Origin of the sequence: Paenibacillus sp. O199 (genome assembly GCF_001636635.1) — a bacterium.
Classification (GTDB): domain Bacteria; phylum Bacillota; class Bacilli; order Paenibacillales; family Paenibacillaceae; genus Paenibacillus; species Paenibacillus marchantiae.
The window spans coordinates 99,300-116,217 of the sequence record NZ_LGRP01000017.1; the positions used below are offsets into that span (position 1 = coordinate 99,300).

Annotated in this window: 13 protein-coding genes; all 13 read left to right on the forward strand. The window is 48.3% G+C overall.

Going from position 1 to position 16,918, the window contains the following annotated elements:
- Nucleotides 1–131: 131 nt before the first annotated feature.
- The 13 genes from lonB (at nt 132) to A6049_RS22150 (ending at nt 16,910) form a co-directional block, all read left to right on the forward strand.
- Complete coding sequence (gene lonB, locus A6049_RS22090) at nt 132–1,886, forward strand: ATP-dependent protease LonB (RefSeq protein ID WP_063566715.1); 1,755 nt, start codon at nt 132–134, stop codon at nt 1,884–1,886.
- 86 nt (nt 1,887–1,972) lie between these two features.
- Nucleotides 1,973–4,312 carry an endopeptidase La gene (gene lon, locus A6049_RS22095; protein WP_063566716.1) on the forward strand — a complete coding sequence of 780 codons (2,340 nt, stop codon included), beginning with the start codon at nt 1,973–1,975 and terminating at the stop codon, nt 4,310–4,312.
- A 155-nt stretch (nt 4,313–4,467) separates the two neighbouring features.
- Nucleotides 4,468–5,121: a ribosome biogenesis GTP-binding protein YihA/YsxC gene (gene yihA, locus A6049_RS22100; protein WP_063566717.1), complete on the forward strand. Its 654-nt coding sequence runs from the start codon at nt 4,468–4,470 to the stop codon at nt 5,119–5,121.
- A gap of 266 nt (nt 5,122–5,387) precedes the next feature.
- Nucleotides 5,388–5,978, forward strand: a complete 591-nt coding sequence (locus A6049_RS22105) for a hypothetical protein (protein WP_063566718.1) — start codon at nt 5,388–5,390, stop codon at nt 5,976–5,978.
- A 570-nt stretch (nt 5,979–6,548) separates the two neighbouring features.
- Complete coding sequence (hemA, locus tag A6049_RS22110) at nt 6,549–7,937, forward strand: glutamyl-tRNA reductase (protein ID WP_063566719.1); 1,389 nt, start codon at nt 6,549–6,551, stop codon at nt 7,935–7,937.
- A 14-nt stretch (nt 7,938–7,951) separates the two neighbouring features.
- Nucleotides 7,952–8,779: a cytochrome c biogenesis protein CcsA gene (gene ccsA / locus A6049_RS22115; RefSeq protein WP_371121670.1), complete on the forward strand. Its 828-nt coding sequence runs from the start codon at nt 7,952–7,954 to the stop codon at nt 8,777–8,779.
- Between the two features lie 4 nt (nt 8,780–8,783).
- Nucleotides 8,784–9,434, forward strand: coding sequence for a precorrin-2 dehydrogenase/sirohydrochlorin ferrochelatase family protein (locus tag A6049_RS22120; protein ID WP_063566720.1), 651 nt, complete (start codon nt 8,784–8,786; stop codon nt 9,432–9,434).
- Between the two features lie 2 nt (nt 9,435–9,436).
- The gene (gene hemC / locus A6049_RS22125) at nt 9,437–10,393 is read left to right on the forward strand and encodes a hydroxymethylbilane synthase (RefSeq protein ID WP_063566721.1); all 957 of its coding nucleotides are present in this window, start codon (nt 9,437–9,439) and stop codon (nt 10,391–10,393) included.
- Between the two features lie 4 nt (nt 10,394–10,397).
- A complete protein-coding gene (gene cobA / locus A6049_RS22130) occupies nt 10,398–11,960 on the forward strand; it encodes a uroporphyrinogen-III C-methyltransferase (protein ID WP_063566722.1) in 1,563 nt (520 codons plus the stop codon).
- A 107-nt stretch (nt 11,961–12,067) separates the two neighbouring features.
- Nucleotides 12,068–13,069: a porphobilinogen synthase gene (gene hemB / locus A6049_RS22135; protein ID WP_063566723.1), complete on the forward strand. Its 1,002-nt coding sequence runs from the start codon at nt 12,068–12,070 to the stop codon at nt 13,067–13,069.
- 22 nt (nt 13,070–13,091) lie between these two features.
- Nucleotides 13,092–14,396, forward strand: a complete 1,305-nt coding sequence (gene hemL, locus A6049_RS22140; RefSeq protein WP_063566724.1) for a glutamate-1-semialdehyde 2,1-aminomutase — start codon at nt 13,092–13,094, stop codon at nt 14,394–14,396.
- Complete coding sequence (locus tag A6049_RS22145; protein ID WP_063566725.1) at nt 14,393–15,301, forward strand: RluA family pseudouridine synthase; 909 nt, start codon at nt 14,393–14,395, stop codon at nt 15,299–15,301. Before hemL ends, A6049_RS22145 begins: the two co-directional genes overlap by 4 nt.
- Nucleotides 15,302–15,437: 136 nt before the next feature.
- Nucleotides 15,438–16,910 (forward strand): LysM peptidoglycan-binding domain-containing protein, encoded by a 1,473-nt coding sequence (locus tag A6049_RS22150; RefSeq protein WP_063566726.1) that lies wholly within the window; start codon nt 15,438–15,440, stop codon nt 16,908–16,910.
- Nucleotides 16,911–16,918 lie beyond the last annotated feature (8 nt).

The following is a 16,918-nucleotide window of genomic DNA, read 5'->3' on the forward strand; positions in this document are numbered from 1 at the left end:
GACGGGCTGTTTTTTGTTCTCAAACATACAATTTCCTGATCACCCGTTTACGTCTCGGTGAAAAGGCTATACTACCAAGTATTAGCATGATCTCGTATGAGAATAGGGATAGAACAGGAGGATGTTGAGACATGGAATTTGGTATGGTCATAATGATGATTCAGTTATTTTTTGGTGTGGTGATCGGTTTGTATTTCTGGAATTTACTTCGAGGGCAGAAAACGAATCGCGGTGCGGTGGAGCGTGAATCCCGCAAGGAACTGGAGAAGCTGCGGAAGTTGCGCTCCATTTCACTCACCAAGCCCCTATCAGAGAAGACACGTCCGGCAACCATTAATGACATTGTAGGGCAAAAAGACGGACTTCGCGCCCTTAAAGCCGCGCTATGCAGTGCTAACCCACAGCATGTCATTATATATGGACCTCCAGGGGTAGGTAAAACAGCTGCTGCAAGGGTGGTTTTGGAAGAAGCCAAAAAGAATCCGTCATCTCCCTTCAAGGCCGATGCCAAATTCACGGAACTTGACGCCACGACGGCGCGTTTTGATGAACGGGGTATTGCTGACCCTTTGATTGGTTCAGTGCATGATCCGATCTATCAGGGAGCAGGAGCGATGGGCGTAGCAGGCATTCCACAGCCGAAACCCGGTGCCGTTACCAAAGCGCATGGAGGGATGCTTTTTATTGATGAGATCGGTGAACTGCATTCCATTCAGATGAATAAACTGCTGAAAGTATTGGAGGACCGCAAGGTGTTTTTGGAAAGTGCGTACTATAACTCGGAAGACACGCATACTCCTGCTTATATCCACGATATTTTTCAAAATGGTCTGCCAGCCGATTTTCGTCTTGTCGGAGCGACGACTCGATCGTCCCATGAACTGCCTCCAGCCTTGCGCTCGCGGTGCATGGAGGTCTATTTCCGTCCATTGCTGCCGGAAGAAATCGGGCAAATTGCGGAAGACGCTGTACAGAAAATCGGATTCAGTCCATGTCCAGAGGCAGTTGATGTGGTTAAGCGCTATGCAACCAATGGCCGTGAAGCGGTCAATATCATTCAACTCGCTGCTGGGCTGGCTTTGACTGAAAAACGTGAAACGCTGCAGGCGTCGGATGTGGAATGGGTCGCTGGCAGCAGCCAGATTCAGCCCCGGCCAGATCGCAAGGTGCCTATGCGGCCACAGATCGGTTTTGTGAATGGCTTGGCCGTATATGGACCGAATATGGGCACCATTCTGGAGATCGAAGTATCCGCTGTTCCGACTCTTCGAGATCAGGGACGAATTAACATCACGGGAGTTGTGGATGAAGAAGAGATTGGAGGCGGTTCGCGCACACTCCGGCGAAAAAGCATGGCTAGAGGCTCGGTTGAAAATGTGATAACCGTATTAAAGGCCATGGGCATTCGTCCTAACGACTATGATTTACACGTCAACTTCCCAGGTGGAACGCCAATTGATGGCCCATCTGCGGGGATTGCCATGGCGACAGCCATTACATCAGCCATCCAGGGGCGTCCGATTGACCATGAGACAGCGATGACTGGCGAGATCAGTATTCATGGCCGGGTAAAACCGATCGGCGGTGTACTCGCCAAAGTGGAGGCTGCATTCCAGGCGGGCGCCAAAACGGTCATTATTCCGGCAGAGAACTGGCAGTCCATCTTTGAAAATCTGGATGGCTTACGAGTTATCCCGGTCGATACCGTTGAAGACGTATTCCGAGAAGTATTTGACTGGGTGCCTAATGAGGAGCAAGCCAAACAAATCAACCTTGCGGAGGAGACAGCAACACCTGCACCGGAGATTTTCCCGCCGGCATCCGCATCCTATTTACGTGCTGACTTGCCCCGTCCAGGACAGGTTACAGATTCGGGAAGCTGCTAAGCGCTTCCCTTCATTGGTTTTTTATGTGAACATTTGATAGAATAATGAATGACTACAACCTGAGAGCCATTGGAGGTGCGAAAGCGATGGGACCGAGCAAAGCGAAAGGTCGTCGTTTTCCTTTACTGCCTTTAAGAGGACTTCTCGTCTACCCGAGTATGGTACTGCATCTCGATGTGGGCCGGGAGAAATCGGTCAAGGCTTTAGAAAAAGCGATGGTAGAAGAACATTTGATTCTCCTATGTTCCCAAGCCGAGGTAAATATTGAAGAACCAACACAAGAGGATATTTTCAGAATCGGAACGGTTGCCAAGGTCAGACAGATGCTGAAGCTTCCAAACGGGACGATTCGTGTACTTGTGGAAGGCTTGGAACGGGCTGAAATCATTGAATATACGGACAACGAGGAATACTATGAGGTTCTGGCACAAGAGCTTCCTGAAGAGGAGAACAGTCATCCGGAAACAGATGCGCTGATGCGTACAGTTCTGAACCAGTTCGAAAATTATATTAATCTGTCCAAAAAGGTTACACCTGAGACACTTGCGGCTGTGTCTGATATTGAAGAACCAGGTCGCTTGGCCGATGTCATCACCAGTCACCTGTCTTTGAAGATCAAGGACAAACAGGAGATTTTGGAGACCATCGACGTTCGTGAACGGCTGGAGAAGTTGCTGGACATCCTGAACAATGAGCGGGAAGTACTGGAGCTTGAACGCAAAATCAGCCAGCGCGTGAAGAAACAGATGGAGAAAACCCAGAAAGAGTACTATCTGCGTGAGCAGATGAAGGCGATTCAAAAAGAGCTGGGTGAGAAAGAAGGCCGTGCCGGGGAGGTTGAGGAACTCCGAAATCAAATGGAGGCTCTTGGCTTGCCGGACAAGGTGAAGGAAAAGGTTGAGAAAGAAATTGATCGGCTGGAGAAAATGCCATCAAGTTCTGCCGAAGGTGGCGTTATCCGCAACTATGTGGATTGGCTGCTGGGACTGCCTTGGACGCAGCTGATAGCTGACGATCTGGATATTCAAAAGGCTGAAGATGTGTTAAATGCAGATCACTACGGTTTGGAAAAACCGAAAGAACGTGTGCTTGAATATCTGGCTGTTCAGAAGCTGGTGAAAAAGCTTAAAGGACCGATCCTCTGTCTGGTTGGACCTCCAGGGGTCGGGAAAACGTCGCTTGCCCGCTCTATCGCCAGATCCCTTGGACGTGAATTCGTCAGAATATCGTTGGGTGGCGTGCGAGATGAAGCGGAAATTCGCGGTCATCGACGTACCTATGTGGGTGCAATGCCAGGTCGTATCATTCAGGGCATGAAGACAGCGGGTTCACTCAATCCGGTATTCCTGCTGGACGAGATCGATAAAATGGCTTCAGACTTCCGCGGAGACCCTTCCGCAGCGTTGCTCGAAGTACTTGATCCTGAACAGAACAACACATTCAGTGATCACTTTGTAGAGTTGCCGTTTGACTTATCTAACGTTATGTTTATTACAACTGCCAACACAGTGCATAACATTCCACGTCCGCTTCTGGACCGGATGGAGATGCTCAATATTCCGGGGTATACCGAGCTGGAGAAGCTGCAAATTGCCAAAAACTATTTGCTGCCGAAACAGAAACAGGATCATGGTCTGGAAGAAGATCAGCTGAATATCGGGGATGACAGCATGTTGCGTGTCATTCGTGAATATACACGAGAGTCCGGCGTGCGGAATCTGGAACAGCAGATGGCTTCGTTGTGTCGGAAAGCGGCCAAAAACATCGTGTCTGGTGTGGAAGGTCAGATTAACATTACAGCAGATGAAGTGAAGGATTACCTTGGTCCGGGTAAATTCCGCTACGGTATGGCCGAACTGGAAGATCAGATTGGTACTGTGACGGGACTGGCGTGGACTGAAGTGGGTGGAGATACCCTCGTGATCGAGGTTACCGTTGTACCTGGTACAGGCAAGCTGACGCTGACAGGTAAACTGGGCGATGTCATGAAGGAATCGGCTCAGGCGGCATTCAGCTACACCCGATCCAAAGCTGCACAGCTTGGTATTCCGTCTGACTTCCATGAGAAGAACGATATCCATATCCACGTTCCAGAAGGTGCCATTCCGAAGGATGGACCATCTGCTGGGATTACGATGGCGACTGCGTTGATCTCTGCTCTGACGAACAAACATGTCTCCAAGGACATTGCTATGACGGGCGAAATAACGCTTCGTGGCCGTGTGTTGCCGATCGGCGGACTTAAGGAAAAATCACTGGCGGCCCACCGTGCCGGTTACAAAAAAATATTATTGCCCAAGGATAACGAACGGGACCTGCGGGATATTCCGGACAGCATCAAAGAAGATGTGGAATTTGTTCCTGTAGCCCATATGGATCAGGTGCTGCAACATGCGCTTGTGGAACAGGCAGGAATACACCTGTAGTCCGTTAAACGAGGGATCGTATGAAGAGTAAACCGTTCTGCGGAAGCTTTGGCGTCCGCTGGAACGGTTTTTTTGGTATGATAGAACAATCCATGGCATAATACCAACAGCAGCTCTAATTAAGAGCACAGGATTCAAGAGAGGACAGATACATTATGAAAGTAAATCAATCCGAATTTATTATCAGTGCCGTTCGGCCTGAACAATACCCCGAGGACGGCCTGCCCGAGATTGCCTTGGCGGGACGATCAAATGTAGGGAAATCATCTTTGATCAACCGTTTGATTAATCGTAAAAACTTGGCACGGACGAGTTCTACCCCTGGTAAGACACAGCAACTGAACTATTATAAGATCAATCAGGATCTCTACTTCGTCGATTTCCCGGGATATGGCTACGCTAAAGTTTCCAAAGAGCAACGCTTTGCCTGGGGCAAAATGATGGAGAAGTACTTGTTGGGACGCGAAGAATTGAAACTGGTCATGCAGATGGTGGATATGAGACATGAACCGTCCAAGGATGACATGATGATGAATGAGTGGCTCCGCCATCATGGCTTGCCTCTGGTAGTTGTTGCGACGAAGATGGACAAGATTCCAAAAACGCGTAGAGCCAAACATATTAAAGTCATCAAGGAAGCTTTGGATCTTCGCCCGGGTGATCTGTTTGTACCGTTTTCATCGGAAGAAGGTTTAGGAAAAGAAGAATTATGGGAGATCATTACCCGCTTTGCCGGAATCGGTCAAGCTTCAGCGGAAGAAGAGTCACAGGCTGAGGAAAATCACGCAGACCACGAAATTAACGGATAACCGGGGATTACGCCATTTTGATGCAGGAAAGCGAGCAACTGGGGTGGATCTTTGATGCAATCAAGGATTAATCCATATTTTATGGATTTTCGTGAACATTCATTGTTTTATTTTGGGGCGAAATAGCTATACGGTAGTGTATAATGAGTATAGGTGCATTTGCGCCAACAGTACCAAAGTAGCGGCCTTGCCGACCTGAAGAATTTTGAGATCACTGCCACATGTGCAGGAAGACAAAACAATCGGGAAAGAATTGAGGAGATTTTATGGCTCAGCGATTAGCCACAGAGTATGTTAAAGCCACTTTGAAATTGTCAGAACCCCAGATGCATCAGTTTTTACGCATGACAGAAGATGGCCGGATTCATCAACGAGTGAAGGTGATGGAGAATGGCTGCCAGGAAATTGTGCTCGTAGATGTGAGTGGAGAAGAAGTTCATTTCCCTTTTGATCGTAGGGAAGGGTTTTACATCTGTGAGTTATCTTGCCGCCTGGTAAACCATTATCTGACGAACGTAGTCCGGAAGCTCTTTATGACTTTTAAGGGTGATGGCGTTGTTCATCGCATTTATGAGGAGTTTACCATGACGTATGTTTATACGCAGGGCGTTGTCCGTAAAATTGTGGAGCAGATCGGCGAGAATACCCGTGTCATCTACGAATACAAAAATACGTTGCTTGAATTGCAGCGTGTGTTTCAGGCTCGAGATATTGAACGCGAGATAAACCGGTTATACGCCGAGGTTGATTCGTTACTTGATACAAGAATGGATGCTTCTACTTCTGATCAACTCCAGCAGATTGATAAAAAGCTTGCGCGCCACCAGAAACGGCTGTTTGAGCTTGAAGCCTACTGACCCAAAAGAGTGAATTATACAAGTATTTAACTAACCATCCCCTAATGCTCTGATCTGGTACATTCCAGGTAGAAGCGAAAGGGGATTTCTTGATTTCGGGAGTTTGATGGATACGAATCTTTTATTTTTTGATCTTCCTAAAGGGGTTGCATTCCCTTTGGATAGATGTTATTTTTAATCTCATTGAAATGAAAAGAATAAAGGAACCAAGTACGCAAAGAAACGCGATTGAATAACGACAGCATGAATAATGTTCACATATCGGGATGGAACGAAGATCATCCCAAACCTGAATAGTCATGGAGCCATCCATGGCTATTTGTTTTATATGGGATTTTCATGAATCTTTATCATTAAAACAAGTATTTAACGCATAACGGTGAAGATTGGTGAGACACTACAATAAATGACAATGCATAAGATGATTTACATGGGGATTTCATAAACATTTCATAAAAATGGCCCGGTCATACTATGGATGTGTGATATAATTAACCATGTCAATCATAAATGGATGAACATATGTAGAAAACACTTTGATTGGAAATTTATTAGGCAGGTGAACTTGCAATGCACATCGTTGTCGTTGGTTTGAATTATCGCACGGCGCCTGTAGAGGTTAGGGAACGATTCACATTTGCAGAAAAGGACTTGTCTGAAGCGCTGCAGCAGCTCAAGCTGACCAAGAGTGTATTGGAAGGTGTAATCGTAGCCACATGTAACCGTACCGAGTTGTATGTTGTGGTAGACCGTCTTCACATGTGTGGTTATTTTATTCGGACGTTCATGGAACAATGGTTTAATGTTCCGCGGGAAGAATTTACGCAACACTTATATATATATGAAGATGATCAAGCCATGCGCCATTTGTTCCGTGTCATTTGTGGGCTGGATTCCATGGTTATTGGTGAGACTCAGATTCTTGGACAGGTGAAACAGGCTTTCTTCAAAGCACAGGAAGAGAAAGCTACTGGGACCTGGTTTAACATGCTGTTCAAACAGGCTGTTACATTGGGCAAACGGGCACATTCGGAGACTTCGATCGGAGAGAGTGCGGTATCTGTTAGTTATGCTGCTGTAGAACTAGGCAAGCGTATCTTTGGTATGTTCACGGATAAGAAGGTGCTGATTCTGGGTGCCGGCAAAATGAGTGAACTTACAGTAAAACATCTGTATACCAATGGAGCCTCCGAAGTCATTGTGGCGAATCGGACACTTGCGCGAGCTGAGGAATTGGCAGCGAAGTTTCGGGGGACCCCTTGTACGATGGAACAGGCACTAGAGCGACTGAACGAGGTTGATATTGTCATTAGTTCGACGGGGGCCGAAAGATATGTACTGGATGCCACTGTGGTTCGAGAGAGCATGAAGCGTCGTCAATCGCGTCCACTGTTCCTGATTGATATTGCTGTTCCGCGGGATATCGATCCGGCGATCGGCGAGTTATCCAATGTATTCCTTTATGATATTGATGATTTGGAAGGAATCGTGGAGAGCAATCTGGAGATGCGTAAGGTGGAAGCTGCCAAGATCGAGAAAATGATTGAACTTGAGATGGAAGATTATTATCAATGGCTCAAAACCTTGGGCGTTCGTCCTGTCATTCGGGCATTGCAGGAAAAAGGTGCTTCCATTCATGAAGAAACGATGGATAGTCTGTTTAATAAATTACCTGAACTGGATGAACATCAGCGTAAAGTTATCCGCCGTCTGACGAAAAGCATCGTGAATCAAATGACGACAGATCCGATTAACCGGATTAAGGAAATGGCTGGTACCAAGCATGGTGATGAAGCGCTGCGCATGTTTACTCAGATCTTTGCTCTGGAGGATGCCGTAGAGGGGGCCGCTGAGAAAGTAAATCAGAGCGATGCCACGGCTCTGCGCAAACCGGATGCCGTTCATCTTAACGATTCCCGGCAAGACCCCGTGCCGGCTTATGCTCCGGCAGGCGTATAAGGCGGGTGGGCAGCTTGACCCTAGCTGAACAAATCTATGAAGCTTTAATCTATATGTATGCCCTGAGCCTACTGTTCTATTTCTCGGACTGCATTCGACGCAATGCGGGGGCGAAGCGGACAGGCACAGGGTTTCTTGTTGTTGTATGGGCACTTCAGGTGTTCCATGTCATTTTACGTATGTTAACCGAAGGGCATTTTCCAATCTACACAACGTTTGATTTTTTGTTTATATTTTCATTTAGCATCGTACTAATGTCTCTAGTGATGACTCGTATTCAACGTTCCGAATTTGTCATTTTGTTGCTGAACGTGGTTGGTTTCTCGGTTACAGTGTTGAACCGGTTGTGGTTTACAGCAGGTGAGATATCTCTGCATAACTGGCAGACAGTGCATGGATTGCTTATTATGCATATCACCTTGGCCAATCTTGGTTTTGCGGCTTTGACGGTGGGTGCTGTATTTGCCATGTTATATCTGTTTTTGCACCGCAAGCTGAAGAATAAGAAATGGAATGATACCGTACGTCGTCTGCCGAGTCTCGAAGTGATCGGCAAATATATGGATGGGGCTACACTGATTGGCACACCTCTCCTTGGTGTTTCTATCATGCTCGCGGTATTGTCCATTGTAGCCGAAACGCGCTGGAGCCTGCTCTTGGATCTCAAGGTTATTGCAACGGGGCTTGCCATAGCGATCTATGTGGGGTACTTCGTCTTTAAGAGAAGAAAACAGTTCTCCACAGTTATTATGGCGAGATGGACGCTGATCGGATACGGCTTTGTCATTATCAGTTTTTTATCCAATGCGTATTCAGCGTTTCATCGTTGGACGGGAGAGTGAAGGGATGGAACGGTACACGCCAATATTTGTAGATATATCAGGGAAATCCTGCTGCGTGGTTGGAGGCGGACGTGTTGCTGAACGTAAAATAAAAGGTTTGCTTCATGCGGAAGCGCAAATTAAGGTGATTAGTCCGGAAGTTACGCCAACGTTACAACAATTGCATCATGATTCCCGAATTCAATGGCTGGCCCGGTCCTACCGCAATGGAGATTTGCGGGGGGCCTTTCTCGTATATGCAGCAACGGACCATAGTGAAGTGAACACAGCTGTTGTCCAAGAAGCTGAAGATGCGGGTATACTGGTTAATGACGCTATATCTTCTGAGCGAAGTACCTTTATTACACCAAGTGTGGTCAGGCGTGGCAGACTGAGCATTGCGATATCGACCGCTGGAGCAGGGCCTATAGCCGCAGCGGAAATTCGTGACACATTGGAACAGCAATTCGGAGATGAGTACGAGACATATATTGAATTTTTGTATCAGATGAGGATGGAAGTAAAGGCACGTGTATCTTCACCAGGTGTCAGAGCTAAATTACTCCGTCGTTTAACCGAAATGAATGTACTGGAAAAGATCCGTGCAGGTCAGTTTAAGTGGTGGACCGAAGAACAAATTGGGGACTGGATATCCCATAATCAGGAGGACATGTAGACATGCGGACAATTAAAGTGGGAAGCAGACAAAGCGCACTTGCTTTGACCCAGACAGGCCATGTAATTCAAGATTTACGTGATATTTGTGAACGGGAAGGATTAGCTTTTGATTTTGAAGTACATAAAATTGTTACAAAAGGAGATTTAATTCTCGATGTAACCCTGTCCAAAGTCGGAGGCAAAGGACTGTTTGTCAAAGAGATTGAACAGGCGATGATGGATCGTACGATTGATATGGCTGTTCATAGCATGAAGGATATGCCTTCCGAGTTGCCCGAAGGGTTGACAAACGGGGCTGTTCCGCGCCGTGCGGATCCACGTGATGCACTAATTTCGAATGGTGGACTCACATTGGATCAATTGCCAGAAGGTGCAAGAGTGGGAACGAGCAGTCTGCGTCGATCCAGTCAACTGAAAGCATACCGTCCGGATTTACAACTCGAATCGCTTCGTGGCAATATTGATTCCCGTCTGCGCAAGCTGGAGACAGAAGGTTTGGACGCTATTATTTTGGCTGCCGCTGGACTGTATCGAATGGGCTGGCAGGATCGGATTACGGAATATCTGTCAGAGGAAGCTTGTCTTCCCGCAGTAGGTCAGGGTGCGCTTGGCATTGAATGCCGTGAAGACGATGCGGAACTGCTCCATCTGTTGCAGTTGTACAACGATCCGGAAACCGCATTTCCTGTGTTGGCTGAACGTCGCTTCCTTAGTGTATTAAATGGGGGCTGTCAGGTTCCGATTGGAGCTCATGCCGTATGGGTGAAACAGCAAGATGCAGATTCCCCGAATGGACAAAACACGTTACAATTAACAGGTATGGTCGGTACGCCGGACGGTGGACTGATTCTTAAAGAAGCAATGACGGGCAAAGATCCGGTTCGTCTTGGGGAAGAAGTGGCTTGGAGATTGATTGAACGGGGAGCAGAGCAGATACTGGCAGAAGTTAGGGGATGAAGACATGGTGGGGAAGGTCTTTTTGGTTGGTGCAGGTCCAGGGGACGCCAAGCTGATTACGGTAAAAGGCTGGGAATCGATCGGTCGAGCGGATGCTGTTGTTTACGATCGGTTGGCTAGTCCAAGATTACTCAAACAAATGAAGCCCGGCGCGGTTAAGATATATGTGGGTAAACGGCCGGATCGACATACGATGAAGCAGGAAGAAATCAACCAGCTGTTGGTTGATCTCGCACTGGAAGGCAAGGTTGTGGTCCGGCTTAAAGGGGGAGACCCGACGATATTCGGACGCGTAGGTGAAGAGGCTGATCTGCTGCGCAAAAACGACGTTCCTTTTGAAATCGTACCTGGTGTAACCTCAGCAATAAGTGTACCTGCTTACGCTGGAATACCTGTGACCCACCGCGACTATGCTTCCTCTATTTCCATCATTACGGGGCATGAGAGTCCGGACAAGCTTGATCGCAGTATTCATTGGGATAAAGTGACGAATGCAACAGGCACACTGGTATTTATGATGGGAGTCTCCAAAATTGGATATATCAGCGAACAGTTGATTCGCCACGGACGCCCTGCGCAAACACCAGTGGCATTGATTCGATGGGGAACAAGAGCAGAGCAGGATACGATCACAGGTACGCTTGAAGATATTGAAGCAAAAGTCATCGCTGCGAATTTTCAACCACCCGCTGTCATTGTTGTTGGTGAGGTGGTGAACCAGCGCGAACAATTGAAATGGGCGGAAGCACTGCCGCTGTTTGGCAAACGCATTTTGGTGACGCGAGCACGCAGTCAGGCTAGTGAATTGGTCAACCGGATCGAGGAACTTGGCGGTGAACCTTATGAATTTCCGGTAATTGAGACCGTGATGCCATCAGGGGAGTCGGCACAGGAAAGTGTCAAACGGGCGTTTGGTGCGTTAAATACGTTTGACTGGGTATTTTTCACGAGTGTAAACGGGGTGGAATTCTTTTTCCGTCATTTGCAGCAACAGCGAAAAGATATTCGCTCCATTCATCAAGCGAGAATTGCGGCGGTAGGGCCTTCCACTGGGGAAGCTTTGCGTAGGTATGGCATCGTGGCGGAAGTCATCCAAGGACCATTTCAGGCCGAAGGTATGCTTGAAGCTTTTGAAAGTGAACTGAAGGAAGGGCAGAGGGTTCTTTTACCGCATGGAGATCTCGCACGCTCCTGGTTGCCTGAACAGTTGAGGGAGCGGGGACTTCTGGTCACCGAGGCGATTATCTATGACACCATTCTGGCTGGCGAGGATGACGATGAACTGCTGAAGCTGCTTGAAGAGGGCGGCATTCATGCGATGACCTTCACGAGTTCTTCCACAGTCACCAATTTCATGAGTATTCTGAAACGAATGGGATTGCAGGACCCCTTATCTTTTTTGGAAAATGTAGAGGTTGCATGTATCGGGCCTGTTACAGCGAAGACGGCAGAAGCAGCAGGCTTGAAGGTCACAATGATGGCTGAAGAAGCAACCATTGAGAGTCTGATTTCTGTGTTGTCTGAGTGGAAACGAAAGCCTGCTACAGAAGCTGTATTTCCCCGTTAAACCTATAAATTGAACCGCAATCGATAGATGAAGCGTGCTGAATTCGTTACGATACCGGCGCGCTTCGCTTTTTGCTCCACATTACTATTCAGGGAGGTTTCACACGTATGAGTTTTCCAATTGTGCGGCATCGCCGTTTACGTCAATCCACAGGTATTCGCAATATGGTGAGAGAGACCCATTTGACTGTGGATGACTTTATCCAACCCATCTATGTTACTTATGGTGAAAATGTAAAATCCGAAATCAAATCCATGCCGGGCGTATTCCGCTTCTCGCTGGATCGTCTGCAGGAAGAAGTGAAGGAGATTGCCGATCTGGGTATTCCGGCTGTGCTCTTATTCGGTATTCCTGAAACCAAAGACAGTGTTGGTTCGTCTGGATTTGCTGAAGATGGCATTGTACAGGAAGCAACGAAGCTGATTAAGTCCTGGTATCCTGAGCTGCTGGTTGTTGCTGATACCTGTCTGTGCGAATTCACCGATCATGGTCATTGTGGCATGGTGCACACCGTGGAAGTGGACGGTCACATTTGCGGAGATGTTCTCAATGACGAATCATTGGAGCTGCTCGTGAAAACAGCGGTATCCCAGGCTAAAGCTGGAGCGGACATCATTGCACCATCCAACATGATGGATGGATTTGTCCAAGCGATTCGTGCCGGACTGGATGAGAATGGCTTCAGTCACATTCCAATCATGTCCTACTCCGTAAAATATGCTTCAGCATTCTATGGTCCATTCCGCGAAGCTGCGGATTCCACGCCACAATTCGGAGATCGAAAGTCGTATCAGATGGACCCGGCAAACGCGCGTGAAGCATTGCGTGAAGCCGAAACCGATGTGCTCGAAGGCGCGGACATGTTGATGGTGAAACCTTCATTGTCCTATCTGGATGTCATGCGTACAATCAAGGACAATTTTGATCTGCCACTGGTTGCTTACAACGTAAGTGGAGAGTATGCCATGGTGAAGGCAGCGGCGATTCAAGGGTGGATTGATGAGAAGAAAGTGGCCATGGAAATTCTGCTGAGTATGAAACGTGCGGGGGCAGATATGATTATTACGTACTACGGAAAAGACGCTTCACGCTGGTTGGCCGAGAAATAAATTTATATTAAGGAGGATGTTCATGACTGCACAACAAGGAACTCGTCGCAATGATGAGCGCTCACGCAGCGCATTTGAAGAAGCCAAGCAGTACATACCTGGGGGTGTGAACAGTCCCGTTCGGGCGTTCAAATCGGTGGGGCTTACCCCGATCTATGCAGAGCGCGGAGAAGGCTCCAAAATCTATGATATTGATGGCAATGTTTTTATTGATTATGTGGGATCCTGGGGTCCGCTTATTATGGGACATGCGCATCCTGACGTTGTGGAAGCTTTGCGTGAGACAGCCCTTAAAGGAACAAGCTTTGGTGCGCCAACACTGCTGGAGACCGAGATGGCAAAACTTGTCTGTGACCGTGTGCCTTCGATCGATATCGTACGAATGGTGAATTCCGGTACGGAAGCAACCATGAGTGCAATTCGGCTGGCACGTGGTGTAACCGGACGCAGTAAAATTTTGAAGTTTGAAGGATCATATCACGGGCATGCCGATAGCTTGCTGATCAAAGCAGGATCTGGTGTAGCAACACTGGGTCTGCCTGACAGCCCTGGTGTTCCTGAAGGTGTGGCTATGAATACGATTACGGTTCCATACAATGACCTGGAGTCAGTGAAACTTGCTTTTGAACGTTATGGTGAAGAACTGGCCGCCGTCATTGTGGAACCTGTTGCAGGTAATATGGGAGTTGTGCCACCCGTTTCAGGTTTCCTTGAAGGCCTGCGCAATTTGACGTCTCAATACGGCAGTCTGCTCATTTTTGACGAAGTCATGACCGGTTTCCGTGTAGGGTTGAACTGTGCACAGGGACGATATGGCGTTACACCTGACCTGACTTGTCTGGGTAAAGTAATCGGTGGCGGGCTTCCGGTGGGCGCTTATGGCGGCAGACGTGATCTGATGGAACAGATTGCTCCGACCGGACCGATCTATCAGGCAGGTACACTGAGCGGTAATCCACTGGCTATGGTAGCAGGTTATACGACACTCAAATTGTTGACACCGGAGGTCTATGATCGTCTGGAGACACTGTCTGCACGCTTGCAGGCTGGGTTTGAGAAGAATGCAGCAGAGACGGGTGTAGCCATAACGATTAACCGTGTTGGTTCGATGGTATGTCCATTTTTCAGCGCTGTTCCGGTTACGAATTATGATATTGCTAAAGAAAGCAATCTCGATCAATTCCGTCGTTACTTTGCGGCCATGATTGATCAGGGTGTAAGTGTTGCACCTTCCCAATACGAAGGCATGTTTGTTTCTGGCGTGCATACGGAGCAGGATATTGACGATACGATCGAGGCAAACCGTAAGGCTCTTCAATCATTATGACCATTAAAAGTTGGAAACGTCGTGGGGAATGGCTTGAGCTAATGCCAGGCAAAGCGGTGACAGGCAGTTCAGACAGGCAAACGGCTGCAGAGCAATGGCTCTTGTCTGAGCTTCAGTTACCAGAGAAAATGTTGCGTCAGCTAAAGACGAACCAAGGCATACAACTCGCAGGGGACCGGCTTCGGCTGGCCCTTTTTGCGTCTCAGCCGATCGATGTTGAACCGCGTTGGGCGGATATCGATGTTCTGTATGAGGATGACTTCTGTCTGGTCGTGCATAAACCGGCCGGAATGAAGCTTCATCCCGATGGGAGCCGGGCGGATCAAGCGATTACACTGGATAATGCGGTTGCGTCTTATTACGAAATGAATGGGATTCAGACGAATGTACGCCATGTTCACCGTCTGGACGAGGACACAACTGGACCTGTTTTATATGCCAAAAATGCTTTTGCCCTCGCGAAAATGGATGAAGCGATGCGCCGTAAAGACATTGGACGCCATTACGTCGCCATTGCAGGCGGTCAGATATCCACGGAGCTGAATAGGATTGATGCTCCGATTGGGAAGGACAGGCATCACAAGCAACGCAGACGTATCTCTGAAGGTGGGCAGGACGCTGTAACTCACGTGGAGATCGTGGAGGTATGGGATAGGGCGACCCTTGTCCGGCTGACACTGGATACAGGACGCACACACCAGATTCGGGTGCATTTAAGTTATGCGGGGCATCCCCTCATCGGAGATGAGTTATATGAAGGCAGAAGGGATTCTATTGGTCGACAAGCGCTTCATGGTGAGACACTGAGTTTTGCTCATCCACTGACAGGTGCTCGAATTGAAGTGGCAGACCCTTGGCCGCAGGATTTTGAACAACTGGTACAACGGGAAGGCAAGGACCAATAAACTGGGAAGGTTTGCACAAAAGGTGGCATGCTCATCTCATTCAAGGCATATAGATGGGGTAACGAAGGATTTGGACCATGGATCAGTCCCATGAGAAGGATCATGGTGAACATATGCCGAAAGGAGGACGCCACCTTTGTTGAATCAACCTTATGGTTTACGGTTCGATATTTATGAGCGCGTTCATTTGTCAGAGGGAGTTCCTGCAATTGAGGAACTGGAGGAAATTGAGTTATATCCCCGCATTCAGGTGATAGGTCAGGATGATCATGCAACATTGCGAGGCCATCTTTTGCTAACAGGTGCGTATCGGGGAGAGAACGAGATCTCGGAAGAACTCAAACATTTTATTCCGGTGGAGATCACGGTACCCCTGAACCGGGTAAGATCGCTTGAGGATATTTCCATTGAGATCGAAAATTTTGATGTCGATTTGTTATCCAACCGAAGTCTGAACATTACTGGCGTATTGTCGCTTCGCGGTATCGAGGGCTTTCCGGTGGAGGAACCGCAGGTCTGGTCAGCAGATGAGTTTACCGTTGTACATTCGCCCGACCCTCAGCAGGGCGACCGTTCTGCTGAAACAGAGCAGACAGGCAGCTATCCCAATGTGTTTGCTCAGGAGTATCTGCTTCAACGGAGCGAAGAGGAGTTACAGCAGGAACATCTATTTCAAGCTGCTTCCGAACCGTTTCAATCCTGGCAGCAAGGGGATGGGAACGCGGAGCAAAGCAAAATAGCTGAAAACGAAGAGTCCTCGTCCTTGAGGGACAAGGAGGATGAAGCGCAAGCGGATGTGTTGTCCGATACGCCTTCTCCCGTTTCGTCTTTTTTAGCGGAGACAGCCGACAGGTTGGCTTCTTACCCTGAATCTGAGCCTTTGCTTCCTCTGGCTGAAGAGTCGTCTGTCTGGTCCGAGCCTTCCGTCGAGACCTTACATACGAACCTAAGGAATTCGGAGCAGACCGATTCCAAACTGGATCTGCAGCCTTCGGATGAACAGGCAGCGCCGGACGTATGGCATTTTGAATCTGCCCGATCTGAACCAAAGCAGGAGGATCAGACGGTTGCAGATGTTCCGGCAGGTTCGCAGTCAGAGAACTGGCAGGATGTCTTCGCAGCATCTGAACCGGAAATTTCGGAGGAAAACACACCTCCTCTTGAAGCGGTGGAGACGAATGAGCCTGCTGAAAAAGAATCTTTTATCCCTGAACCTGTGGCTGAGACGGAAGACAAGCCGGAGCTTAAGGTTGCTTTTGGCAGCAAGAGAGAATCCGCACCCAAGCAGGAAGAGGGCGTAGGCATCTCCTCCTTGTTATCCTCTGGCAGGGTGACACGGGAGGCGGAGGCTGAACGGGAGCAAGAGGCACTTGCTGGAGTCCAGCAGCAAGAAGCATACCCGCCTGATGATGTAGAGTGGAAGAACCTGTTTCTCGGCACCATTGTCGATCAGACCCCGTTCCGTAAGGTGAAGTTATGCATTGTACAGCGTGAAGAGACGCTCGATACCATTGCAGACCGATATCAGTTAAGTACCCGAGAGCTCCAGTTGTATAATCGTTTGTCCGAACAGGTTGTGGAAGAAGGACAGATTCTATATATCCCTTAACCTGTAGG

Excerpts from the sequence above, each read along its gene's own strand:
- cobA (WP_063566722.1), top strand. The coding sequence starts at position 10,398 with ATGGTGGGGAAGGTCTTTTTGGTTGGTGCAGGTCCAGGGGACGCCAAG.
- A6049_RS22105 (WP_063566718.1), top strand. The coding sequence starts at position 5,388 with ATGGCTCAGCGATTAGCCACAGAGTATGTTAAAGCCACTTTGAAATTG.
- lonB (WP_063566715.1), top strand. The coding sequence starts at position 132 with ATGGAATTTGGTATGGTCATAATGATGATTCAGTTATTTTTTGGTGTG.
- lon (WP_063566716.1), top strand. The coding sequence starts at position 1,973 with ATGGGACCGAGCAAAGCGAAAGGTCGTCGTTTTCCTTTACTGCCTTTA.
- A6049_RS22120 (WP_063566720.1), top strand. The coding sequence starts at position 8,784 with ATGGAACGGTACACGCCAATATTTGTAGATATATCAGGGAAATCCTGC.
- hemC (WP_063566721.1), top strand. The coding sequence starts at position 9,437 with ATGCGGACAATTAAAGTGGGAAGCAGACAAAGCGCACTTGCTTTGACC.
- A6049_RS22145 (WP_063566725.1), top strand. The coding sequence starts at position 14,393 with ATGACCATTAAAAGTTGGAAACGTCGTGGGGAATGGCTTGAGCTAATG.
- hemL (WP_063566724.1), top strand. The coding sequence starts at position 13,092 with ATGACTGCACAACAAGGAACTCGTCGCAATGATGAGCGCTCACGCAGC.
- hemA (WP_063566719.1), top strand. The coding sequence starts at position 6,549 with ATGCACATCGTTGTCGTTGGTTTGAATTATCGCACGGCGCCTGTAGAG.
- hemB (WP_063566723.1), top strand. The coding sequence starts at position 12,068 with ATGAGTTTTCCAATTGTGCGGCATCGCCGTTTACGTCAATCCACAGGT.
- yihA (WP_063566717.1), top strand. The coding sequence starts at position 4,468 with ATGAAAGTAAATCAATCCGAATTTATTATCAGTGCCGTTCGGCCTGAA.